This window comes from Burkholderiales bacterium (assembly GCA_035560005.1).
Taxonomy (GTDB): domain Bacteria; phylum Pseudomonadota; class Gammaproteobacteria; order Burkholderiales; family Eutrophovitaceae; genus DASRFY01.
This window is the reverse complement of sequence record DATMAN010000090.1, coordinates 43,333-65,753: the sequence shown is the minus strand read 5'-3', so window position 1 is coordinate 65,753 and position 22,421 is coordinate 43,333. Positions and strand designations below refer to the sequence as shown.

Here is a 22,421-nt window from a genome sequence, read left to right as displayed (position 1 = left end):
CGCCGGCCTTCCTGTCCCGGATCAAAGCACCGGCACGAGCAGCAGCGCCACGATGTTGATGATCTTGATCAGCGGGTTGACCGCAGGGCCCGCGGTGTCCTTGTACGGGTCGCCCACGGTGTCTCCGGTCACGGCCGCCTTGTGAGCATCCGAGCCTTTCCCCCCGTAGTTGCCGTCCTCGATGTACTTCTTGGCGTTGTCCCAGGCGCCGCCGCCGGTGGTCATGGAGATGGCGACGAACAAGCCGGTGACGATGGTGCCGATCAGCAGGCCGCCGAGCGCGCGCGTTCCGGCGCCTTCGCCGAGGAGCCAGTTCATCAACACCACCAGCACGATCGGCACCAGGATCGGCAGCAGCGACGGGATGATCATTTCCTTGATCGCCGCGCGCGTGAGCATGTCCACCGCCCGCGAGTAATCGGGCTTGGCCTTGCCTTCCATGATGCCCTTGATCTCGCGGAACTGCCGGCGCACTTCATTCACCACCGACCCCGCGGCGCGCCCCACCGCTTCCATCGCCATCGCGCCGAACAGGTAGGGCACCAGGCCACCGATGAACAGGCCGATGATCACCGCCGGGTCGGAGAGAACGAACTCCACGTTCTTGCCGGCGGCCTCGAGGTTGTGCGTGTAATCGGCGAACAGCACCAGCGCGGCCAGCCCCGCGGAGCCGATCGCGTAGCCCTTGGTCACGGCCTTGGTGGTGTTGCCGACGGCGTCGAGCGGATCGGTGATGTCGCGGATCTTCGACGGCAGTTCGGCCATCTCGGCGATGCCCCCGGCGTTGTCCGTGATCGGGCCGTAGGCGTCGAGCGCTACGATCATCCCGGTCATCGACAGCATGGCGGTGGCCGCGATGGCGATGCCGTACAGCCCGGCCAGCTCATAGGCTGCCCAGATCGAGACGCAAACGGCGATCACGGGGAGGGCGGTGGCCTTCATCGACACGCCGAGCCCGGCGATGATGTTGGTGGCATGGCCGGTCTGCGACGCGGAAGCCACGTGGCGCACCGGTGAATACTCGGTCGCGGTGTAGTACTCGGTGATGATCACCATCGCCGCGGTGAGCAGCAGACCGATCAGCGCCGCACCAAACAGCGGCATGGCCTGGTCGCCCATCATCGACCGCGACACGAAGAAGAACGCGATTGCCGCCAGTACGCCGGACACGATCACGCCCTTGTACAGCGCCCCCATGATCTTGCCGCCTTCGCTGGTCCTCACGAAAAAAGTCCCGATGATGGAGGCCACGATCGACACTCCGCCCAGCACCAGCGGATAGATCACCGCATTGTGATTGTCCGCCATCATCAGCCCGCCGAGCAGCATGGTCGCCACGATGGTGACCGCATAGGTTTCGAACAGGTCGGCAGCCATGCCCGCGCAATCGCCGACGTTGTCGCCGACGTTGTCGGCGATCACCGCGGGGTTGCGCGGATCGTCCTCCGGAATGCCGGCTTCGACTTTGCCGACCAGGTCCGCGCCCACGTCGGCGCCCTTGGTGAAGATGCCTCCGCCCAGGCGGGCGAAGATGGAGATGAGCGATCCGCCGAAGGCCAGGCCCACGAGCGCGTGCAGCGCGTGCTCCGCGCCCATCCACGCGGTCGCGACCCAGTAGTAACCCGCCACGCCGAGCAGGCCCAGCCCGACGACCAGCATGCCGGTGATCGCGCCACCGCGGAAGGCGACATTGAGCGCGGCGTTGATCCCGTGGTTGGCGGCCTCGGCGGTGCGCACATTGGCGCGCACGGAGATGTTCATGCCGATATAGCCGGCGGCGCCTGAGAGGAGCGCTCCGACCGCGAAGCCCACCGCCGTCCCCCAGTCGAGCCCGAAGCCGAGCACCACGAACAACACCACGCCCACCAGACCGATCGTAGTGTACTGGCGGTTCAGGTAGGCCTTGGCCCCCTGCTGCACGGCCTGGGCGATCTCCTGCATGCGCGAGCTGCCCGCGGGCTGCTTGAGCACCCAGCCGATCGAGATCGCTCCGTAGACGATCGCGACGAGCGCGCACACCAGCGCGAAGATCAATCCTGCAGACATTGAAGTCCCCCTATTGAGTTATTAAAGGCCGGGAAGGGCCGGCCCCTGACCCGAGGTTGAGCTGGACGGAATTCCGCCGGCATCCAGGGCTGGAAGGGGGCCGGCGGGCCAGCGCGCGATTGTAACCGACTTCGTCCGGGAACCGAGCGCTCGCCGCGGCTCAGATGCGGAAATCGGTGGCGAGCTTCCTGGGCACCGCGACGTTCTTGAGCACCACGTAGCGCGGCAGGCCGTCGCGATACGGGGGATAGTCCTCGCCCTGGATCAGCGGCGCCAGGTACTGCCGGCACTTCGCGGTGATTCCGAAGCCGTCCTCCGAGATGAAATCAGCCGGCATCTTTTTCTCCACGTTGGCGACGTCCTTCAGATCCGCCACGCCGATCGACCATCGGTAAGGTTTGTTCGACTTGCGCACGATGATCGGCATGACCGCGTTCCTGCCCTTGAGCGCCAGCTCGACGGCGGCTTTGCCCACCGCGTAGGCCTGGGCGACGTCGGTCTTCGACGCGATGTGGCGCGCGGCGCGCTGAAGATAATCGGCCACGCCCCAGTGGTACTTGAGCTTGAGCTCTTCCTTCACGATCGAGGCGATCACTGGTGCCACGCCGCCCAGTTGCGCGTGGCCGAAGGCATCGCGCAGCCCCTGGTCGGACAGAAACTTGCCGTCCGGACCTTTCAACCCTTCCGACACCACGACCGAGCAGTAGCCGTGGCTTCTTACCATCGCTTCGACCTTGTGCAGGAACTTGTCCTTGTCGAAGGTCACTTCGGGAAAGAGGATGACGATCGGCAAGTCGATGTCCTTGTCCGCGGCCAGCCCGCCCGCCGCCGCGATCCAGCCGGCGTGGCGGCCCATTACCTCCAGCACGAAGACTTTGGTGGAAGTCTTCGCCATGCTCGCCACGTCGAAGCTTGCTTCGCGTACCGAGACCGCCACGTACTTGGCGACCGAGCCGAAACCCGGGCAGCAGTCGGTGACCGGCAGGTCGTTGTCCACCGTCTTGGGCACGTGGATCGCCTGGATCGGATAACCCATCGACTCGGAAAGCTGGGACACCTTGAGGCAGGTATCGGCCGAGTCCCCGCCGCCGTTGTAGAAGAAACAGCCGATGTCGTGCGCACGGAAAACCTCGATCAGCCGCTCGTACTGACTGCGGCTCTCCTCCAGGCTCTTCAGTTTGTAGCGGCAGGACCCGAAGGCCCCCGCGGGCGTGTGCCGGAGCGCGCGGATCGCGGCGGCCGATTCCCTGCTGGTGTCGATCAGCTCTTCGGTCAGCGCGCCGATGATGCCGTTGCGCCCGGCGTACACCTTGCCGATCCGGTGCTTGTGCTTGCGTGCGGTCTCGATCACGCCCGCGGCGGATGCGTTGATCACCGCGGTCACCCCGCCCGACTGGGCATAGAACGCGTTCATCCGTGTCCTCCGTGTACTGCGTGGTTCGAATCAAGATTTCAGTGCGGCGAAGATCCGATCGCGAATGGTCTCCATCGAGCCCACGCCCGGGATCCTGACGTACTTCGGCGCGCCGGGCCGGCCGCTCTGTGCCCACTTCGAGTAATAGTCGACCAACGGGCGCGTCTGCGAGTGATAGACATCGAGGCGCCTGCGGATCGTTTCTTCCTTGTCGTCGTCGCGCTGGACCAGCGGCTCGCCGGTCACGTCGTCCCTGCCGTCCACTTTGGGTGGATTGAACAGCAGATGATAGGTGCGGCCGGAAGCGGGGTGGACTCTGCGCCCCGACAGGCGTCTGATGATCTCGGCATCGTCCACGTCGATCTCGATGACGTAGTCCAGATGCACGCCGGCGTTCTTCATCGCCTCGGCCTGCGGGATCGTGCGCGGAAAGCCGTCGAACAGGAAACCTCTGGCGCAGTCCGGCTGCCCGATGCGCTCCTCGACCAGGCCGATGATGACGTCGTCGGGCACCAGGGCGCCGGCGTCCATGAACCTCTTCGCTTCGAGGCCCAGCCGCGTTCCGGCCTTGACCGCCGCGCGCAGCATGTCGCCGGTGGAGATCTGCGGAATGCCGAACTTCTCGACGATAAAGCCGGCCTGCGTGCCCTTGCCTGCGCCCGGGGGACCGAGCAGTATCAGTCTCATTTCTTGTCTGGAGTGGTGCCGCGCGATGGAGGGCGCCGGATTGTGCGCATTTTTGCCCGGATTATAGCCGTGCGAACTGGCGCCGCACCTTTTCCAGATCCTCCGTGGTGTCCACGCCGGGCTCCGGGGCATCGCGCGTGACGGCCACGGCGATGCGAAATCCGTGGGCGAGAGCGCGCAACTGCTCGAGCGACTCGAAGCGCTCGATCGGCACCGGGGAGAGCTGCGCATAACGGCGCAGAAAGCCGCAGCGGTAGGCGTACAGGCCCACATGACGAAACACCGGCAGGCCCTCGGGCAAGCGCGTGCGGTCCGTGGCGAACGCATCGCGCGCCCACGGAATCGGCGCGCGCGAGAAGTACAGAGCGTAGCCAAGCTCGTCGATGACCACTTTTACCGCGTTGGGGTCGAAATGCTCCCGCGCATCGCGAATCGGGTGGCAGGCCGTGGCGATCGCAGCCTCAACATGCGAGGACAACTGCTGCGCCACCAGGCGAATCAGGGCCCCGGGAATACGCGGCTCGTCGCCTTGCACGTTGACGACAATCGTGTCCTCGGCCCAGGCCCGGGCCTGGGCCACCTCGGCGATGCGGTCGGTGCCCGTGGCATGCTCCGGGCGGGTCATCAATGCCGTGTAACCGTGGCGCGCCACCGCATCGCGCACGCGCGCATCGTCGGTGGCTACGATGATCTCGGAGGCGCCCGACTCACGCGCCCGGTCAGCCACGTGCACGACCATGGGCTTGCCTGCGATGTCGGCCAGCGCCTTGCCCGGCAGCCGGGTCGAGGCGTAACGCGCGGGGATGACGACGACGAAATGCATGCGGGGCACAGCGTCAGGCGGGAGTCGACAAGCCCGGGAGACATGCGGTGATCGGGCAGACTGGAATGAAGCGGAAGCGGTCGAGTCGGAACAAGAGGTGCCGGAGCCGAAGGTGTGCGAAAGCAACCGGTTTGTCTTGACTGATGGCCTGTGGCGTCGCGCCCTCCGAGGCGCGCCTCATACCTCCTCCTCGGGCGGCAGCTTGCGCGCTTCCTCCTCGAGCATGACCGGGATGTCGTCGCGGATCGGATAGGCGAGCCGGCAGGGCCGGCAAATCAACTCTTGGTCGGCCTTGCGATAGACGAGGGGCCCCTTGCAGAGCGGGCAGACCAGAATGTCAAGCAGCTTGGGATCCACGGCGTGAAACCTTTTCGAGCACGGTCTCGAGGAGAAGGGGATCGACTCGCGCCTCGACCGGAAGAGCCCACCAGTTGTCGCGCGCGAACGCCCGGCATTTTATCGCATCCTTCTCCGTCATCACGACGGCATCCGCGTCCGGCAGGTCCAGATCCGCGGGAGAGAACCGGTGATGATCCGGAAAAGCGTGAGCGGTGATCGACAGCCCGAGGCGCCGCAGATGCGAAAAGAAGCGTTCGGGATTGCCGATGCCGGCGATCGCATGGACGTGGCGACCGCGCAGCGCCGATGCCGATCGGCGCAGCGCGGGGTCGCGCAGGTTGTACAGCGTGTCGCCTTCCAGGTGCATCTCGAACCATCCGGGCGGCGGCTGCCCCTCGGCGCCGTTCACCACCACCGCATCGCAACGTCCGAGCCTGGATGGCGGTTCGCGCAGCGGGCCGGCGGGCAGCAACCGGCCGTTGCCCAGCCCGGTTTGCCCATCGATCACGGCAATCTCGACGTTGCGCGCCAGCGCGTAATGCTGCAAGCCATCGTCGCTCACCAGTACGTCGCACTCGGGATGCGCCGCGAGCAACCGCGCCGCAGCCACGCCGCGCCGCGTGCCGATCCACACCGGGCAGCGGCTGCGCGCGGCGAGCAGCACCGGCTCGTCTCCCGCCTGGCTCGGGTCGGCGTCCGGCCGCACTTCGCGACATTCGCCCGTCCCGCCATAGCCGCGGCTGACGATGCCCGGCTTGAAACCGCGCTCGCGCAGCCGCTGCACGAGCCACAGGACCAGCGGGGTCTTGCCCGTGCCGCCGGCACTGATGTTGCCGACGACAATCACCGGTACCGCCAGGCGCCGGGATGCCAGCCATCCCCGCCGGTAGGCCAGGCGCCGCAGGCCGCAGACCAGCGCGAAGAGCGCGGCCAGCGGCAGCAGCAGCGCCGAGACCCAGGTACGGCGCCGCCAGTGTTCATGAAGAGCGTGCACGGGACGAAGAAGCCGGGCAAATCGGTTCGGCTGCGCAGGCTCACGCAGATCCGGAGAATGTGGCGCCCGGTGCTGTGCGCTAGCGATGTTGCGTCGTGAAGGTGATGCGCCCGAAACCGGCCAGACGCGCCGCTTCCATCACGTTGATCACCGACTGGTGGGTGGCGTTCTGGTCGGCGTTGATCACGACGACCGGATCCGGATTGCCGCCCGCCGCCCGTTGCAGCTCGCCCGCGAAGGCGAGCACGTTGGTGAATGCGACGACACTGCGGTTGATCGTGTACTGTCCGCTGGCGGACACGGCGACCAGGACTTCGTTGGGCCGTTCCTGCGGCCTGTTGGCTTCCGCCGTGGGGAGGTTGATCTGCAGTTCGGAGTACTTGGAATAGGTGGTGGTCACCGACAGAAAGATGACGATGACCAGCAGGATGTCGATGAACGGCACCAGATTGATCTCCGGCTCGTCCTGCAGCCGCCCGCGCCGGAAGTTCAGGCCCATCGCCAGCGCTCCGAGGCCACGGCGCGAGGCGCAGCGACCGGCATGTGACGTCGCGGCCGCTCAGACGCTGCGTTCACCATGGATGATCTCCACCATCTTGATGGCCTGCAGCTCCATCTCCACGACCAGAGACTCGGCCTTGGCGCGGAAATGCCGATAAAAAACCAGGCTGGGTACCGCCACGATGATGCCGAAGGCGGCATTGTAGAGCGCGATGGAAATGCCGTGCGCAAGCGCTGCCGGATCGGTCATGCCGCTCGGCGCGGATGCGCCGAAGATCTCGATCATGCCGATGATGGTGCCGAGCAGCCCCAGCAACGGGGCCATGGTGGCGATGGTTCCGAGCGTGGTCAGAAAACGGTCGAGTTCGTGCGCCGCCGCGCGGCCCGCCTCCTCGATCGATTCCTTCATGACCTCGCGCGGGCTCTTGACGTTCTTCAGCCCGGCCGCGAGCACCTTGCCGAGCAGCGAGCCGGCAGCGAGGTTGCCCAGCATTTCGCTGCTGACGCCGCTCTGGCGATACTCCTGAATGACCCGGGGAAGGACATCGCGCGGCGCGACGACGTTCTGGCGCAGCGAATAGAAGCGCTCGCCGATGATGCCGATCGCGATGACCGAGCACAGGATGATGGGCCAGATCGGCCAGCCTGCGGCCTGGATGATTTCGATCACGCGCGCGCTCCGAAGGCTCCTTTGAGAAAGCGCGCACTTTAAACAAACTGCCGGGCACACGCCAGCAAGAAGACCACGCTCGCGCTTGAATGCCTCTTGACGGGCAGAAAGAGGCCTGTTCAAGCGCCTTGAATTTGTCCACAGTTGTTGTGGATAACTATGTGGGCAAGCCGCGCAAAGGCGCGATAAGTGGCCTTTCCGCAACAATTTTTCTGATCGCGCTGATTTTTTGTGCGACGAATATTGTTTTTATACTTCAATGGCTTGCGAAACACCCCCTAGCCATGGCGCGGCTTTCGAGGCGACAACGTTACGTCTTCATGACCGCTGTGGACGGCCCCTCGTGGGAGTCAGGTCGTGCAGCGCCCTGCGGGCTGCATGCACGATTGGGCTGCGCGCGCGACGTAGAATCGGCGCGTGAATGAAGCACTGATCACCGCGCCGGTTATCTCGGTTGGCGAACTCAACAGACGCGCCAGGGAACTGGTCGAGTCCGGCTTCCCGCTCGTATGGGTGGCGGGCGAGATCTCCAACTTCACGCGCGCCGCTTCCGGCCACTGCTATTTCTCGCTCAAGGACGCGCAGGCCCAGGTGCGCTGCGTCTTCTTCCGCCACAAAGCCGCGCTGATCGACTTCGCGCTTGCGAACGGCATGCAGGTCGAGGTGCGGGCGCTGCCCACGCTCTACGAGCCGCGCGGCGAATTTCAGCTCAATGTCGAAACGATCCGACGCGCCGGAATCGGCCTGCTGTTCGAGGCCTTCGAGCGGCTGAAGTCCAAGCTCGAACTGGAGGGACTGTTCGCCCAGGAGCGCAAGCGGCGAATTCCCGCGTTCCCGCATTCGATCGGGGTGGTGACCTCGCCGGCGGCCGCAGCCTTGCGCGACGTGCTCACGACGCTCGGCCGCAGGATGCCCGCCATCGCGGTCGTGGTCTATCCGGCGCCCGTCCAGGGAGAAGGCTCGGCGGAGCGAATCGCGCAAGCCATCCGCACGGCCGCTGCGCGGGCCGAGGTCGATGTACTGCTCGTCTGCCGAGGCGGAGGCAGCGTGGAAGATCTGTGGGCCTATAACGAGGAAGTCGTCGCCCGGGCCATCGCCCAATGCCCGATGCCGGTGATCACGGGCATCGGCCACGAGACGGACTTCACCATCGCCGATTTCGTCGCCGATCTGCGTGCGCCCACCCCCACCGCGGCCGCCGCGGCCGCCAGCCCGGATCGCGCCGAGCTCTCGCAGCGGCTCGACGCGCTGCGCCGCCGGCTGGCCCGCGGCCTGCGGCACGCCATCGAAAGCCGCATGCAATCGGTGGATTACCTTGGCAAGCGGCTGGTCCATCCGGCGAACCTGATCGTCGCGGGCAGCGAGCACTTGCAGCATCTACGCGCCCGGTTGGGCGGCGCGATCCGCCACCGTTTGGACGTCGCCGCGCATCGGGTGCAGGCGATCGCGGCCCGCCTGGGTGCAGCCAGACCGGATCTGCCAGGCCTTGCTCAGCGATGCCGGGGCCTTGGCGAGCGCCTGTGCGCCTCGACTCGGTTGCAACTGGAGCGCCGGGGGCAGCGGCTGCTGGCGATCCGCGCGCACCTCGAGCACCTCAGTCCGCGCGCGGTGCTGGAGCGGGGCTACAGCATTGTCACGACGCCGCAGGGCGAAATCGTGCGCGACGCCGCCCGACTGGCGCTCGGCGAGCGGGTTCGCATCGCGTTCGCGCGCGGCGCGGCAGGCGCGAAGATCGAAGACAAGGACTGATTTGCGCGCGGCGCATGCTGGCGTTATCTTAGCCGGCGCGTTTCCTCACCGGGGCCGCGCCGGCTGGCGCCGGCGACATCGAGTTCGAGCAACCAACGAGCAACGAAAAGGAGGAGCCAATGATCAGGAGACTGTTCGCAGCGGCCGTTGCGGCCTGCCTCACCGTCGCGTCCTCGGGCGTTCACGCCCAGCTTGCCGACAAGAAGGTGCTCACGCTGGAGGCGGCCAAGAAGATCGCCATGGCCGCCGAAGCCGAGGCCAAGAAGAACAACTGGAACGTGGTGATCGCGATCGTCGACGACGGCGGACACCTCGTCTATCTGCAACGCATGGACGGCACGCAAACCGGCAGCGTCGACGTGGCGATCGGCAAGGCGAAGACGGCCGCGGCATTTCGGCGGCCCACCAAAGTCTTTGACGATCTGGCCAAGACGCGGCCTTCCATCATGAGCCTCGGCGAGGTCACGCTGCTCGAAGGCGGGGTGCCGATCGCGGTCGGCGGGCAACTGGTGGGCGCGATCGGAGTGTCAGGCGTCACCTCGCAGCAGGATGCGCAGATCGCGGAGGCCGGCATCGCCGCTTTGATGTAGCTGCGGCTCCGCCCCGGGGCGCTCACGGCGCCCCGGGTGCCTTGAGCGCCAGCATCTTCAGTTTCTGCTCGAGCCAGGCGCCAACGCGCTCCGGCAGGTCTTCCGCCAAGCAGTCGAACGCCTGAGCGTCGCGCAGCGCCCGCAGCCAGGTCAGTTGTCGTTTGGCCAGCTGCCGCGTGGCGGCCACACCCTTCTCTCGCAGCGTCTTGAGTCCGAATTGGCCTTCCAGGTATTGCCACACCTGGCGATAACCGACGCAGCGCATCGAAGGCAGCTCGGGATTCAGGTCGTAGGCGGCGCGCAACTCACGCACCTCGGCGATCAGTCCCAACTCGAGCATCTCTTCGAACCGCGCCGCGATGCGCTCGTGCAGCCGCGTCCGGTCAGCGGGCCTCAGGGCGATGCGTACCAGTTCGAACGGCGGCTGTTCGCGTGCGTGCGTCAAAAGTTCCGACATCGGCCTGCCGGTGAGGTAGTACACCTCCAGGGCGCGCTGGATGCGCTGGGCGTCGTTGGGAGCGAGTCGCGCGGCGGTGCCCGGGTCGATACGCCGCAGCTCCGCGTGCATCACCGGCCATCCCGCGTCCGCGGCCATGGCATCGATCACCTGGCGGATGGCCGGGTCGGCTTGCGGCAGGTCGCTCAGACCTTCGGACAGGGACTTGAAGTAGAGCATCGTTCCGCCGACCAGCAGCGGGATGCGGCCGCGGCCGACGATATCGTGCATCAGCGCCAGTGCGTCTTCACGAAACTGCGCCGCGGAGTAGGACTGGGTGGGATCGATGACATCGATCAGATGATGCGGAACCTTCAGGCGCGTGGCGACATCGGGCTTGGCGGTCCCGATGTTCATCCCCCGATAGACCTGCGCCGAGTCCACGCTGATGATCTCGACCGGAAAACGTCGGGCCAGCTCGATCGCGGTCAGGGTCTTGCCGCTCGCCGTGGGACCCATCAAAAGGATCGCCACCGGCCGGTCCTGGCCCGACCCGGGAATAGCAAGACGCGAGGAAGTCATCGTAGGTGGTGAGGCAAGCGGCAAGAACGGCGCGGCGATCTGGGTCGGGTGAGTCGGAGCAGCGGGCCGGAATGGCTGGCAAGCCGACTCTGCTCGCGCTTGCTCCCGGCTCACCCCGCACGCCCGGCGCTTTGCGTCTTACCTCCCTCTCAAGAACATCTTGTCGAGCTCCCCCAGCGTGATCTGGAACCAGGTGGGGCGGCCGTGATTGCACTGGCCGGAGCGCTCTGTGGTTTCCATTGCGCGCAGCAGGACATTCATTTCGGGTAGCGTAAGGCTGCGATGAGCGCGCACCGCGCAGTGGCAGGCCAGCGTGGCGAGCAGCTCGTTGCGCCGCTCGGTCAGCACGCGGCTGCCCCCGAAGCGCGCGATCTCGCCCAGTACCTCGCGCGCAAGCTGCGCAGCGTCGGCTTCGCGCAGCAGCGCCGGCACGGCGCGCACGGCGATCGCGTTGGGCGCGATGACGGCGAGGTCAAAACCCAGTTGCGCGAGCAAGGCGCGATGCTCCTCGGCAGCGGCCACTTCCAGCGGACCTGCCGCCAGGGTCGCGGCGATGAGCAGCTGCTGGGCAGGGATGCGGTCCGCGTCCAGCGCCTGTTTGAGCTTTTCGTAGAGAATGCGCTCGTGCGCGGCGTGCATGTCGACCACCACCAGGCCGCTGCGGTTCTGCGCCAGGATGTAGGTGCCCGAGAGCTGGCCAAGCGCGAAGCCCAAGGGATGATCGTCCTCCTCCGGCTGCGCTGCGCTCGGTACCATCGCCTGCGGTGGTGCGCCTTCGCCGAACAGCGCCGAGTAAAACGCCGAGGGCTCATGCGCCCGCAGCCCCATTGCTGCCTGCGCAGGCACGGCACCGGCGGGGACGGTCTGGGCGCGCGCGATCGGCATCGCGGCTGTCGAACCCGTGGCCGCTCCGGCGGAAGTGGCCGCGAGAGTGCGGTCCAGGGCGTGAAAGACGAACCGGTGCACGGCCTGCGGCTCGCGAAAGCGCACTTCGATTTTGGTCGGATGAACGTTTGCGTCCACCAGGTGCGGATCGATCTCCAGAAACAGCACGAATGCCGCGTGTCTGTCGTGATGCAGCACGTCGTGGTAGGCCTCGCGCACCGCGTGCGCCAGCATGCGGTCGCGCACGTAGCGGCCGTTGACGAAGAAGTACTGGGCATCGCGCGCGGCGCGCGCGTAGGCGGGCTGCGCGATCAGGCCGGAGAGTCGAAACGACCCGCTCTGCGCCTGCACCGGCAGCGCGGCGTCGCGGAATTCCGCACCCAGCAATGCGTGCACGCGCTCGGTCGCCGAACCGGATTCGAGCCGCCATTGCGTGCGCCCGTTGTGCGCGAGCGTGAACCGCACGCCGGGGCGCGACAGCGCGATGCGCTTGAATGCTTCCTCGCAATGCGCATACTCGGTGGCCGCAGTCTTGAGGAACTTGCGCCGGGCCGGGGTATTGAAGTAAAGATCTGCCGCTTCCACCGCCGTGCCGCGCGCCAGCGCGGCGGGCTGAGGCTCGGAGCACAGGCCAGCGCTCGATTCGATCTTCCAGGCATGGGCGTCGCCGGCCGCGCGGCTGATCAAGGTGAGATGCGAAACCGCGGCGAGCGAGGCCAGTGCTTCGCCGCGAAAGCCCAGACTGGCAACGGATTCTAGGTCTTCCAGCGAGGCGATCTTGCTGGTGGCGTGGCGCGCCAGAGCGAGCGGCAGATCGTCCCTCTCGATTCCGCTTCCATCGTCGGCGACACGGATCTTGCGCGCGCCGCCTTCGGTGAGCTGGACCGAGACCTCCGTGGCGCCTGCGTCCAGGCTGTTTTCGAGCAATTCCTTGAGCGCTGATGCCGGGCGCTCGATCACTTCACCCGCGGCGATCTGGGTGATCAGCAGGTCGGGCAGCAGGCGAATGGCAGGCATGGCCCATTATAGTCACAGCGCCTCGACCGACCGGAAACGTTTGATGCACTGCGAAAGCTTCCCCTATAATGCGCCGCTGCAAATCCCTTGCCGCCGGTCCAGATGACACTCCGAGATTCGTGGCGGCTGCTCCATCGACGGGAGGAGTTCTGATCCATGCTCATCGGCGTTCCGGCGGAAACACGCGCGGGTGAAACGCGGGTGGCCGCGACCCCCGAAACGGTCAGGAAGCTGTCGGTCGGCGGTGTCAACCAGGTGCTGGTGCAGACCGGAGCGGGCCGTGGCTGCTCGATTCCCGACGCGGAGTTCGAAGCTGCGGGGGCCACGCTGGTTCAAGCGGCAGCCGAGGTATACGACCGGGCGGAGCTGATCCTGAAAGTGCGCGGCCCGGAGCCTTCGGAGCTGCATTGGCTGCGCAAAGGGCAGGTCGTGATCGGGTTGCTGCAGCCGCACCGGACCGAGAATCTGCTGGCCCTGGCACGCCAGGGCGTCACGGCCTTCGCCTTGGAATGGCTGCCGCGCATTTCGCGGGCGCAGTCGATGGACGCGCTCTCTTCGCAAGCCAATGTCGGCGGCTACAAGGCGGTGCTGATCGCGGCCAACACTTACCAGCGGATGATGCCGATGCTGATGACCGCGGCCGGCACGGTGAAGGCCGCGCGCGTGATCGTGATGGGAGTGGGCGTGGCTGGACTGCAGGCGATCGCTACCGCCAAGCGCCTCGGTGCGGTGGTCGAGGCAACCGACGTGCGTCCCGAAACCAAGGAGCAGGTCGAATCTCTGGGCGCAAAGTTCATCGAAGTCCCGCTCACCGAAGCGGAGCAGGAGCTGGCCAAGGGGCAGGGCGGCTATGCACGCGACATGGGCGAGGACTACCGCAGGCGCCAGGCGGCCCTGATCGCCGAGCGCATCAGGCAGGCGGACATCGTCATCACCACCGCCCTCATCCCGGGACGTCCGGCGCCGGTGCTGGTGACCGAGGAGATGGTCAAGAGCATGAAGCCGGGTTCGGTCATCGTGGACATGGCCGTGGAGCAGGGCGGCAACTGTCCGCTGTCGGAGCCCGACAAGGTGGTGGTCAAGCACGGCGTGCACATCGTCGGGTTCACCAATCTGCCGGCGCTCGTCGCCGCCGACGCCAGCGCGCTGTACGCGCGCAACCTGCTGAACTTTTTGGCGCTGCTGCTCGACCAGAAGACCGGCAAATTCAGCATCAACCGGCAGGACGAAATCGTGGCGGGCTCGTTAGCCTGCATCGATGGACAGCTTGCCAGGCAACAATGAGGGCGCGTAGCCGGGCGTCTTTCGCGTTACGGAGGGGGAAGAGATGACTGAAGCGATCGACCCGATCATGGTGAACCTGACGGTGTTCGTACTGGCGATCTTCGTCGGCTATCACGTGGTGTGGAACGTGACTCCCGCGCTGCATACGCCACTGATGTCGGTGACCAACGCGATCTCGGGAATCATCATCGTCGGCGCGATGCTTGCGGCCGGGCCGCAACCGATCGACTGGGGCACCGCGCTGGGCTTTGCCGCGGTGGTGCTCGCGAGCGTGAACGTGTTCGGCGGCTTCCTTGTCACTCAGCGCATGCTGGAGATGTTCAGGACGAAACAGTCCAAAGGAGACAAGAAGGGCCGCTGAGCGCCGCCGTCCTTCCGCTCTCCGGCACCAGGAACCGTCCATGTCCGCCAATCAAGTCGCCCTCGCCTACCTCGTCGCCTCGGTGTTCTTCATCCTTTCGCTCAAAGGGTTGAGTTCTCCGACGACAGCCCGCCGCGGCAACCTGTTCGGCATCGTGGGCATGGCGCTCGCCGTACTGACCACGCTCACGCTGACCACGAATTGGCTGCTTATCGTGCTGGGGATTGCGGCGGGAGGCACCGTGGGTGCGATCGTGGCGCGCCGCATCCAGATGACGCAGATGCCCGAGCTGGTGGCGGCGATGCATTCGCTGGTCGGCCTGGCCGCCGTGCTGATCGCCATCGCCGCGGTGCATGACCCCGATGCCTACGGCATCGTGACGGCGGAAGGAACGATTCCGCGCGGCAACCGCCTGGAGCTGTTCATCGGCACCTTCGTCGGCGCCATCACTTTCAGCGGCTCGGTGATCGCCTTCGGCAAGCTCTCCGGCAAGATCGGATCCGCGCCGGTGGTTTTCCAAGGTCAGCACTGGCTGAATCTCGCGCTCGCGGTGGTGATGATCCTGTTCGGGGTGGCCTTCGTGGTCGAGCAAAGCTGGTTGCCCTTCGTCGTCATGACCGCCATCGCCTTCGTGCTGGGTGTGCTCATCATCATTCCCATCGGTGGGGCCGACATGCCGGTGGTCATCTCGATGCTCAACAGCTATTCCGGCTGGGCCGCGGCGGGCATCGGGTTTTCGCTCAACAACACGATGCTCATCATCTCCGGCTCGCTGGTAGGCAGCTCGGGCGCGATTCTGTCCTACATCATGTGCAAGGCGATGAACCGCTCGTTCTTCAACGTGATTCTCGGCGGCTTCGGCGCCACGGGCGCGGAGAGCGCGGACGCCGGCAAGCAGAAGAACTACAAGAGCGGCAGCCCGGAAGACGCCGCCTTCCTGCTGTCCAACGCCGAATCGGTCATCATCGTTCCGGGCTACGGGCTGGCGGTGGCGCGCGCGCAGCACGCGGTGAAGGAAATGGCGGACAAGCTGCGCGAGAAGGGCGTCAACGTGCGCTACGCCATCCACCCGGTAGCCGGCCGCATGCCGGGGCACATGAACGTTCTGCTGGCCGAGGCCGAGATCCCCTACGACCAGGTGTTCGAGATGGAGGAGATCAACAACGACTTCTCGACCACCGACGTGGTGCTGGTGCTGGGTGCCAACGACGTGGTCAATCCCGCCGCCAATGTGCCGGGCAGTCCGATTTACGGCATGCCGATCCTGGAGGTGCACAAAGCGCGCACCGTGCTGGTGGTCAAGCGCTCGATGGCCACGGGCTACGCCGGCCTGGACAACGACCTGTTTTACATGGACAAGACCATGATGGTGTTCGGCGACGCCAAGAAGGTCGTCGAGGACATCTTCAAGGCCATCTGATCTTGCGGCCGGCCACGGCAGGAATTGCGCGGCCGGCCTCATCCGCAGCCTATAATAGGCCGTCCGGTTCCGGGAAGCGCTGCCGCGTTGCACGAACCTCGAGGGCTTTGCCCGCACGGCCTGTCGAGGGAAAAGGGCCCCGCTGTTCACCGCGCCCGCGAGCGCGGCCCGCCAAACCATTGAGGGCATCCCAGTCGGGAGTCGACTAACGGCGAGATGGACCTGAAGACGATCTACTCCAAGACCGGAAAAGGAGTCTTGGAGATCAAGAACAAGGGCGGCAAGCTTTCGCGCGAGCTGGTCCGGGTCCTCACGCTGATCGACGGCAAATCCAGCGTCGCCGACCTCGCCGTCAAAGCCAAGCTGTCCGACGCGGAAGTCTCGCGCTGCATTCGGCAGCTTGAGGAGGGCGGCTACATCAAGGAATTCGCCGCGCTCTCCGGCGGCATCAGCACCGTCCCGCCGGCCGACACCTCCTACGTCGACGATCTGGACTTCACCCAGTCGCTTCCTCCTGGCAAGAAGATCTACCAGAGCAGTCTGACCGAGATGCGCGCGCGCGAGGAAGCCGAGCGCATGAGAGCCGAGGCCGAAGCCCGGCGCAAACGGGAGGAAGAAGAGCGCAAGAAGAAGGAAGCCGCCGCGCAGGCCGCGCGCGAGGAAGCGGCCAGGCTGGCAAAGATCGAGGCCGAGCGCAAGGCGAAGGAGGCGGCCGCGCTCAAGATGCGGGAGGAAACGGAACGCAAGGCCCGGCGCCAAGCCGAAGAGATGGCCAGGACCACGCGCGATCTGTCCAAGGTCCTCGAAGCCGAACGCAAGGCGCTGGAGGCGAAGGCCAAGGAAGAGGCCGAGCGCAAAGCGCGGGAGGCCGCCGAGCAGGCCGCGAGAGACGAGGTCGAGCGCAAGAAGCGGGAAGAGGACGATCGCCGCCGCCGCGAGGAAGAAGAGCGCAGGCGGCGCGAAGAGGAGGAGCGCCGCAGGCGCGAGGAGCAGGCACGCAAGCAGCGCGAAGAAGCCGAACGCAAGCGCCGCGAGGAAGAAGAACGCAGGAAGCGCGAAGAGGAGGAGCGACGCAGACGCGAGGAGGAAGAGCGTATGCGCCGCGAGGAAGAAGAACGCAAACGGCGCGAAGAGGAGGAACGCAGAAGGCGGGAAGAGGAAGAGCGCAAGCGCCGCGAGGAAGAGGAGCGCCTGCGCCGAGAAGAAGAAGAGCGCAGGCGGCGCGAAGAGGAGGAACGACGCCGCAGGGAAGAAGAGGAGCGCAGGCGCCGCGAGGAAGAGGAAGCGCGACGCCGGGAAGAAGATCGCCGTCGCGCAGAAGAAGATCGTCGCCGGGCCGAGGAGGATGCCCGCCGGCACGAAGAGGAGCGCAGGCGGCGGGAAGAAGACGTGCCGTTCCCCGCCGTGGAAGTGCAAGAGATCGATCTGCCGCCGGTGGGCGAACCGGCAAGCGTCGATTTCATGGCGGAGTTCGAGCGCCAGCAGGAAGCTCTGCGCAAGCGCGCGGAAGAGGAGGCGCGCCAGCAGTTCGAGGCCGAGCAGGCGCGGCTCGCCATGGAGCGTGCGCAGCGCGAAGAAGAGGCGCGGCTCGAGGCCGAGCGGCGTGCGGCGGAAGAGGCCGAAATCCGCGCCCGCATGCAGCGCGAGGAAGAAGAGCGCCGGGCACGCGAGCGCCGGCGCGAGGAGGAATACCAGCGCAAGATCCAGGAAGAAGAGGAGCGCAAGAAGCGCGAAGCGGAGGAAAAGCGGCGCGCCGAGGAAGCCAGGATCGAGGCTGACCGGCGGGCGCGGGAGGAAGAGCTGGCGCGCAAGCGCAAGGCAGCCGAGGAAGCCGAACGCAAGCGCCGCGAGCTCGAGGCGCTGAAAAGACAAGGCAAGGTCCGTTCGCCGATCGACCGCTTCAAGGGCGTGGCGATCGGCCTGGCGATCGTGATCGGACTGGCGCTGGCGGTCATCGAGTTCATGCCGCTGAGCGGCTACATTCCGGCGATCGAAAAACTGGCCTCCGGGCACATCAAGGAACCGGTCTCGATCCAGTCGGTGCGAATGTCCGCCCTGTCCGGATTCGATCTGACCCTGGAAAGCGTGGCCATAGGGACCACCCAGGACGTCAAGATCGCGAAGGTGCGCCTCTCACCAGAACTCGCTTCGCTGTTTGGCGAGGTCAAGGTCGTCCGGGAGGTCGAGGTCGAGGGCGTCAACATGGAGGAGCAAGTCCTGCAGCGTCTGCCCGGCTGGCTGGATGCGGCACTGGCGGACAAGTCGGTGCAGATCGGTCGGCTGGTATTGCGCGGCGCGAAGGTGGGCATGCGCGACATTGCCTTGCCTGCACTCAACGTCCACATGCAGTTGAGGCCGGACGGAACCATCGCGAGGACCGACATCGCCACCGTGGACAACAAGCTCACGGTCGAGATCGTGCCGAAAGACGGCCGGATGGACGTCTCGATTTCGGGCAAGGGATGGACGCCGCCGATCGGTCCGCCGGTGGAGTTCACGGATTTCGCGGCGAAAGGTGTGGCGAGCACAGAAGCGCTTGAGCTCGCGGAATTCGATGCCCGGTTGTACGGCGGCGCGGTCAAGGGCAGCGCCCGGGTATCGTGGAGCGGTGGCTGGCGCGCCGATGGCGATTTCGAGTTCGCCCGGATCCAGACCGAGTCGCTGCTCGCGGCGTTCACCAAGGACGCGCGCAGCTCCGGAGAAGCCGAAGGCAAGGGTCGCTTCGCGCTGCAATCCGATCGCCTGGCCATCCTGTTCGATGCGCCACGCGTAGAGACGAGCTTCCTCGTGCGCCGCGGTAACCTGGACGGGGTCGACCTCGTGCGGGCGCTGCAGGTGGGACGGCAGGGTACGCAGGGCGGGTCGACCAAGTTCGAAGAGCTGTCCGGGTCGCTGTTGATCGCCAACGGCCGCTATCAGTACCGCAACGTCCGCCTCGCCGCCGGCATCCTCAATGCCAGCGGCAGCTTCGACATCGCGCCCGATCAGGACGTCAGCGGTCGGGTCCACGTCGAACTGCGCTCGCAGGCCCAGCGGCTGCAGAACAGCCTCAACGTCACCGGCAACCTGCGCGCCGTCGTCCTGCGTCCTTGAGCGTTCCCGCGACAACGCTCAAGAAAAAGCCCCGGGCACCCGCGTCGTATACCTATTCCCGCAGATCCTCGGGGACGTCGATGTCGCGCAGGACGCCGGGATCGTCGCACTCGACGATCTTCACCTGCGCCCAATGCCGTTGAACGACCGAGCGCGCGCCCTCGTCACCGCTGATCGCGAGCAGCTCCTCCTTCAATCGGCTGGAAAACGCCACTGGCTGGCCTCGCTCGCCGCGATATGAGGGCAGTGCGATCGGTGCGCCATGCAGAATAGTCTCGGCGATCCGGCGTGCTGTCGCGGGCTTCACGAACGGCATGTCGCCAAGCGCGATCACCCAGCCATCGCCACTACGCGCGGAGCGCACGCCGGCCACAAGGCTGCGCGACATGCCGAGCTGTGCATCCGCGCACTCGACGATCGCGGCGCCTTCCTGTTCGAACATCGCGCGCAGCTTCGCATCGCGCGCGCGTACCACGACCCGCACGTCGTCGAGCGCCATCCTCAGGTTGCGGTAGGCGGCGAGTCCCACCGCACGACCATCAGGAAGCGACGCGAGGAGCTTGTCGCCGCCAAAACGCGAGCCGCTTCCGGCGGCCAGGAGGATTCCGACGATCGATTTCACCGGCAGCGCCGAGGAGGCCGGACCAAGGCCGGCACCAGTGTCTCAATGCGAAGAACAAGGAGGAAAGGCAAGAGCAACTCTTGCCACCCAGTCGCCCAGGACACCGCCACAGCCGGACATCCGGACACTGCCTGCCGAGACTGCCTGTCCCCCTGGTTAGCTTGTCGGGCTTTGTCGTGCCGAGCGCCCGGCGCGGCTGCCGACCGCATTCAATTCTGCACCAGCTTGTTCCTCACCACTGGCGGATTGGCGGCGAAGTACTTCTTGATGCCCGCGAAGATCGCGGCCGCGAGCTTGTCCTGGTACTTTTCGTCGCGCAGTTTGAGTTCTTCCTCCGGATTGGTCAGGAACGCCGTCTCCACCAGGATTGAAGGAATGTCGGGCGCCTTGAGCACAGCGAACCCTGCCTGCTCGACGTGCGCCTTGTGCAGGTCGTTCACGTCACCCAGTTCGCCCAGCACCGCGCGCCCGAGTTTCAGGCTGTCGTTGATCGTCGCTGTCTGGGACAGGTCGATGAGTACCTGTTTCAGCGTCACGTCTTCCACGTCGATGTTCACGCCGCCGATCAGGTCTGCCTCGTTTTCCTTTTTCGCCAGCCAGTTGGCCGCGGCAGAGGTCGCGCCGCGCTCGGACAGCGCGAACACCGAGGATCCGCGTGCGTGCGGCTTGATATAAGCGTCGGCGTGAATCGAAACGAAGAGGTCCGCCTGCACCTTGCGCGCTTTCTGTACGCGCTCGGCGAGTGCGACGAAGTAGTCGCCGTCGCGAATCAGCACGCCGCGCATGCCCGGCTCGGCATCGACCAGTGTCTTGAGCTTGCGCGCGATCGCAAGCGTGATGTGCTTTTCGTAGGTGCCGCGGCGTCCTTTGGCACCAGGATCCTCGCCGCCGTGTCCCGCGTCTATGGCGACCGTCACGAGGCGCAACATCTGCTGTGCCGGGGGCTCTGGCGCCCTTGGCCGGCCCGCAGCGCCCCCCGGCGGCGGTTGCGGTGTCGCCCGAGCGGCCTCCTGCTCGCGCAGCAAGGCCAAGATCGGATCGACCGGCACGGTGGGATACACATCGAGCACCAGCCGGTGCCCGTAGTCGCCGACCGGTTTGAGCACGAACAGTTGCGGATTGGCCGATTGCTTGAGGTCCAGCACGATGCGCACCACGCCGGGCTTGTAGCGTCCCAACCGGATGGAAGCGACGAACGGATCGTCGGCGGACACCCGCGCTGGGAGTTCGTCGAGCGCCGGACTGGGTTCGATGCCTTCCAGATCGAGTACCAGGCGCTCCGGCGCGGTGATCGAGAAGGCGTTGTAGGTCAGGGGCGAGGGACTCTCGATCGTCAGCCGCGTGTACTCCGGTCCGGGCCACAGGCGCGCCGCAGTGATCGGGGTGCCCGCAAGGGCCTGGGAGAGCGGCACGAGCAAGGCCGCGCCCACGACGCCGCGAAGCCACCGGCTCAGCGAGAGATTTTGCGTTCTGGTTTTCAGGGCTGTAACCGCCGTAAGCAATCTTTTCCGATCTCCGACTGCGCCTCGATCAGCGCCGTGCGGCCCTGGCCCGACACGCGGAGCGTCACGCTGAGATCCGGGCGGGGCAAGAAACCTTCGGCTCGCTCCGGCCACTCAACGACGCAGACCGCGGTGCCGTTGAAGGCTTCCCGCAGTCCTGCATCGATCAGCTCGTGCGGATCGGCGAACCGATAAAAATCAAAGTGATAGAAGTTTAGCCCGGAAACCTCGTACGCTTCAACCAGCGCGTAGGTCGGGCTCTTTACGTGTCCGTCATGGCCCAGCGCACGCAGCATGCCGCGCACGAGCGTGGTCTTGCCGCTGCCCAGCTCGCCGCGCAGCGCGATGTACATTCCCGGCTGCAGCAGCCCTGCCAGCTTCGCGCCGAGTGCCAGCGTGGCGTCCTCGTCTTCGAGGCAGAACTGCCACGATTCGCTCATCGGCGGCCGGCGCGCCCTGATCTCGATACCGCGTGCGGCGCCAGCGTTCGCGCGAGGTCGATGAAGAGTTTTAGCACGGGCAGCGCGTCGCCGCGCCGCCAGGCGAGGTGGATCTCGGTCAGGGGACCCGCTTCGCGCAGCGCCTTGTACACCACGCCGGTGCGTTGCAGATTCTTCAGCGACTGCGGGATAAGCGCCACGCCCAGCTCCGCGGACACCAGGCTGACGATGGTCTGCATCTGCACCGCCTCCTGCTCCACGCGCGGGCTGAAGCCGGCGCTGCGGCAGAAGCTCACGATGTCGTCGTACAGGCCGGGCGCCATTCGCCGCGGAAACAGGATGAACGGCGAGCCGGCCAGCGCCGGAAGCGGCACGCGGCCGCTGCCGCGGGCCAGCGCATGGCGCTGCGGGAGCGCAACGATCAACGGCTCTCGCAGGATCGCCGCCGACTCGAGCGCCGGCTCCGCGATGGGCGGCAGCGCGAAAGCCACATCGATGCGCCCGTTGACGAGCCCCTCGATCAGCGCGTCGCTCGTGGCTTCGCGCAGCGTGAGGTTGACCATCGGATAGCGCTTCCTGAATTCGCGCAGCACGATGGGCAGTACGTTGTAGTCGGCCACGCTGATGAACCCGATGACGAGCTCCCCGATCTCCCCGCGCCCCGCGCGGCGCGTGATCAGCACCGCCTGCTCCACGCGCGCCAGAACCTGACGGGCTTCTCCGAGAAGCGCATTGCCGGCCTGCGTGAGCGACACGTGGCGTTGGGTACGGTTCAGGAGGCTCACGCCCAGCTCCTTTTCCAGCGCGCGGATCTGCATCGACAGCGGCGGTTGCGAAATCCGCAGCTTCTCGGCCGCGCGCCCGAAGTGCAGTTCCTCCGCGACCGTCACGAAGTAGCGCAGGTGGCGCAGTTCCATGAGATTTGCGGAAGCTATCAGTACTGTACGAATGATATATTGGACAGCG

20 protein-coding genes are annotated in these 22,421 nt (G+C 66.2%); 6 read left to right on the top strand and 14 right to left on the bottom strand.

Features of this window, described 5'->3' with window-relative positions; genetic code table 11:
- Window positions 1–21: 21 nt before the first annotated feature.
- The 8 genes from VNM24_13560 to VNM24_13525 all read right to left on the bottom strand — a co-directional run bounded on the left by VNM24_13560 (window position 22) and on the right by VNM24_13525 (window position 7,474).
- Window positions 22–2,046 (bottom strand): sodium-translocating pyrophosphatase, encoded by a 2,025-nt coding sequence (locus tag VNM24_13560; protein HWQ39608.1) that lies wholly within the window; start codon window positions 2,044–2,046, stop codon window positions 22–24.
- Between the two features lie 160 nt (window positions 2,047–2,206).
- Window positions 2,207–3,460 carry a 6-phosphofructokinase gene (locus tag VNM24_13555; protein ID HWQ39607.1) on the bottom strand — a complete coding sequence of 418 codons (1,254 nt, stop codon included), beginning with the start codon at window positions 3,458–3,460 and terminating at the stop codon, window positions 2,207–2,209.
- A gap of 30 nt (window positions 3,461–3,490) precedes the next feature.
- Window positions 3,491–4,147, bottom strand: coding sequence for an adenylate kinase (gene adk / locus VNM24_13550; protein ID HWQ39606.1), 657 nt, complete (start codon window positions 4,145–4,147; stop codon window positions 3,491–3,493).
- Between the two features lie 61 nt (window positions 4,148–4,208).
- A complete protein-coding gene (gene kdsB / locus VNM24_13545; GenBank protein ID HWQ39605.1) occupies window positions 4,209–4,970 on the bottom strand; it encodes a 3-deoxy-manno-octulosonate cytidylyltransferase in 762 nt (253 codons plus the stop codon).
- Between the two features lie 177 nt (window positions 4,971–5,147).
- Entirely contained in the window at window positions 5,148–5,327 is a 180-nt protein-coding gene (locus VNM24_13540; GenBank protein HWQ39604.1) for a Trm112 family protein, read from the bottom strand.
- Window positions 5,308–6,303, bottom strand: coding sequence for a tetraacyldisaccharide 4'-kinase (lpxK, locus tag VNM24_13535; protein ID HWQ39603.1), 996 nt, complete (start codon window positions 6,301–6,303; stop codon window positions 5,308–5,310). Before lpxK ends, VNM24_13540 begins: the two co-directional genes overlap by 20 nt.
- A gap of 79 nt (window positions 6,304–6,382) precedes the next feature.
- Window positions 6,383–6,796 (bottom strand): biopolymer transporter ExbD, encoded by a 414-nt coding sequence (locus VNM24_13530; protein HWQ39602.1) that lies wholly within the window; start codon window positions 6,794–6,796, stop codon window positions 6,383–6,385.
- Between the two features lie 66 nt (window positions 6,797–6,862).
- Window positions 6,863–7,474, bottom strand: a complete 612-nt coding sequence (locus tag VNM24_13525; protein ID HWQ39601.1) for a MotA/TolQ/ExbB proton channel family protein — start codon at window positions 7,472–7,474, stop codon at window positions 6,863–6,865.
- A gap of 417 nt (window positions 7,475–7,891) precedes the next feature.
- Between VNM24_13525 and xseA the strand changes: the two genes are divergently transcribed.
- Both xseA and VNM24_13515 read left to right on the top strand, forming a co-directional pair.
- Window positions 7,892–9,223, top strand: a complete 1,332-nt coding sequence (xseA, locus tag VNM24_13520; GenBank protein HWQ39600.1) for an exodeoxyribonuclease VII large subunit — start codon at window positions 7,892–7,894, stop codon at window positions 9,221–9,223.
- Between the two features lie 119 nt (window positions 9,224–9,342).
- Window positions 9,343–9,813 carry a heme-binding protein gene (locus VNM24_13515; GenBank protein HWQ39599.1) on the top strand — a complete coding sequence of 157 codons (471 nt, stop codon included), beginning with the start codon at window positions 9,343–9,345 and terminating at the stop codon, window positions 9,811–9,813.
- Window positions 9,814–9,835: 22 nt separating this feature from the next.
- Here the strand turns inward: VNM24_13515 and miaA are convergent, their stop codons facing one another.
- Together miaA and mutL are read right to left on the bottom strand one after the other, a co-directional pair.
- Window positions 9,836–10,831, bottom strand: coding sequence for a tRNA (adenosine(37)-N6)-dimethylallyltransferase MiaA (miaA, locus tag VNM24_13510; protein HWQ39598.1), 996 nt, complete (start codon window positions 10,829–10,831; stop codon window positions 9,836–9,838).
- A 138-nt stretch (window positions 10,832–10,969) separates the two neighbouring features.
- Window positions 10,970–12,733 carry a DNA mismatch repair endonuclease MutL gene (gene mutL / locus VNM24_13505; GenBank protein HWQ39597.1) on the bottom strand — a complete coding sequence of 588 codons (1,764 nt, stop codon included), beginning with the start codon at window positions 12,731–12,733 and terminating at the stop codon, window positions 10,970–10,972.
- Window positions 12,734–12,889: 156 nt separating this feature from the next.
- Between mutL and VNM24_13500 the strand changes: the two genes are divergently transcribed.
- The 4 genes from VNM24_13500 to VNM24_13485 all read left to right on the top strand — a co-directional run bounded on the left by VNM24_13500 (window position 12,890) and on the right by VNM24_13485 (window position 18,891).
- Window positions 12,890–14,017 (top strand): Re/Si-specific NAD(P)(+) transhydrogenase subunit alpha, encoded by a 1,128-nt coding sequence (locus VNM24_13500; protein HWQ39596.1) that lies wholly within the window; start codon window positions 12,890–12,892, stop codon window positions 14,015–14,017.
- A 43-nt stretch (window positions 14,018–14,060) separates the two neighbouring features.
- Window positions 14,061–14,378 carry an NAD(P) transhydrogenase subunit alpha gene (locus tag VNM24_13495; GenBank protein ID HWQ39595.1) on the top strand — a complete coding sequence of 106 codons (318 nt, stop codon included), beginning with the start codon at window positions 14,061–14,063 and terminating at the stop codon, window positions 14,376–14,378.
- Window positions 14,379–14,418: 40 nt separating this feature from the next.
- A complete protein-coding gene (locus tag VNM24_13490; GenBank protein ID HWQ39594.1) occupies window positions 14,419–15,798 on the top strand; it encodes an NAD(P)(+) transhydrogenase (Re/Si-specific) subunit beta in 1,380 nt (459 codons plus the stop codon).
- A 216-nt stretch (window positions 15,799–16,014) separates the two neighbouring features.
- Entirely contained in the window at window positions 16,015–18,891 is a 2,877-nt protein-coding gene (locus VNM24_13485; protein HWQ39593.1) for a hypothetical protein, read from the top strand.
- A gap of 52 nt (window positions 18,892–18,943) precedes the next feature.
- Here VNM24_13485 and VNM24_13480 read toward each other — a convergent pair whose 3' ends face one another.
- The 4 genes from VNM24_13480 to VNM24_13465 all read right to left on the bottom strand — a co-directional run bounded on the left by VNM24_13480 (window position 18,944) and on the right by VNM24_13465 (window position 22,372).
- Complete coding sequence (locus VNM24_13480) at window positions 18,944–19,513, bottom strand: nucleotidyltransferase family protein (GenBank protein ID HWQ39592.1); 570 nt, start codon at window positions 19,511–19,513, stop codon at window positions 18,944–18,946.
- A gap of 209 nt (window positions 19,514–19,722) precedes the next feature.
- A complete protein-coding gene (locus VNM24_13475; GenBank protein HWQ39591.1) occupies window positions 19,723–20,943 on the bottom strand; it encodes an N-acetylmuramoyl-L-alanine amidase in 1,221 nt (406 codons plus the stop codon).
- Between the two features lie 47 nt (window positions 20,944–20,990).
- Window positions 20,991–21,455 (bottom strand): tRNA (adenosine(37)-N6)-threonylcarbamoyltransferase complex ATPase subunit type 1 TsaE, encoded by a 465-nt coding sequence (tsaE, locus tag VNM24_13470; protein HWQ39590.1) that lies wholly within the window; start codon window positions 21,453–21,455, stop codon window positions 20,991–20,993.
- Window positions 21,452–22,372 (bottom strand): LysR substrate-binding domain-containing protein, encoded by a 921-nt coding sequence (locus tag VNM24_13465; protein ID HWQ39589.1) that lies wholly within the window; start codon window positions 22,370–22,372, stop codon window positions 21,452–21,454. The genes tsaE and VNM24_13465 overlap by 4 nt, the downstream gene beginning before the upstream one ends.
- Window positions 22,373–22,421: the final 49 nt, after the last annotated feature.

Excerpts from the sequence above, each read along its gene's own strand:
- VNM24_13560 (HWQ39608.1), bottom strand. The coding sequence starts at position 2,046 with ATGTCTGCAGGATTGATCTTCGCGCTGGTGTGCGCGCTCGTCGCGATC.
- VNM24_13555 (HWQ39607.1), bottom strand. The coding sequence starts at position 3,460 with ATGAACGCGTTCTATGCCCAGTCGGGCGGGGTGACCGCGGTGATCAAC.
- adk (HWQ39606.1), bottom strand. The coding sequence starts at position 4,147 with ATGAGACTGATACTGCTCGGTCCCCCGGGCGCAGGCAAGGGCACGCAG.
- kdsB (HWQ39605.1), bottom strand. The coding sequence starts at position 4,970 with ATGCATTTCGTCGTCGTCATCCCCGCGCGTTACGCCTCGACCCGGCTG.
- VNM24_13515 (HWQ39599.1), top strand. The coding sequence starts at position 9,343 with ATGATCAGGAGACTGTTCGCAGCGGCCGTTGCGGCCTGCCTCACCGTC.
- miaA (HWQ39598.1), bottom strand. The coding sequence starts at position 10,831 with ATGACTTCCTCGCGTCTTGCTATTCCCGGGTCGGGCCAGGACCGGCCG.
- mutL (HWQ39597.1), bottom strand. The coding sequence starts at position 12,733 with ATGCCTGCCATTCGCCTGCTGCCCGACCTGCTGATCACCCAGATCGCC.
- VNM24_13500 (HWQ39596.1), top strand. The coding sequence starts at position 12,890 with ATGCTCATCGGCGTTCCGGCGGAAACACGCGCGGGTGAAACGCGGGTG.
- VNM24_13495 (HWQ39595.1), top strand. The coding sequence starts at position 14,061 with ATGACTGAAGCGATCGACCCGATCATGGTGAACCTGACGGTGTTCGTA.
- VNM24_13490 (HWQ39594.1), top strand. The coding sequence starts at position 14,419 with ATGTCCGCCAATCAAGTCGCCCTCGCCTACCTCGTCGCCTCGGTGTTC.
- VNM24_13485 (HWQ39593.1), top strand. The coding sequence starts at position 16,015 with ATGGACCTGAAGACGATCTACTCCAAGACCGGAAAAGGAGTCTTGGAG.
- tsaE (HWQ39590.1), bottom strand. The coding sequence starts at position 21,455 with ATGAGCGAATCGTGGCAGTTCTGCCTCGAAGACGAGGACGCCACGCTG.
- VNM24_13465 (HWQ39589.1), bottom strand. The coding sequence starts at position 22,372 with ATGGAACTGCGCCACCTGCGCTACTTCGTGACGGTCGCGGAGGAACTG.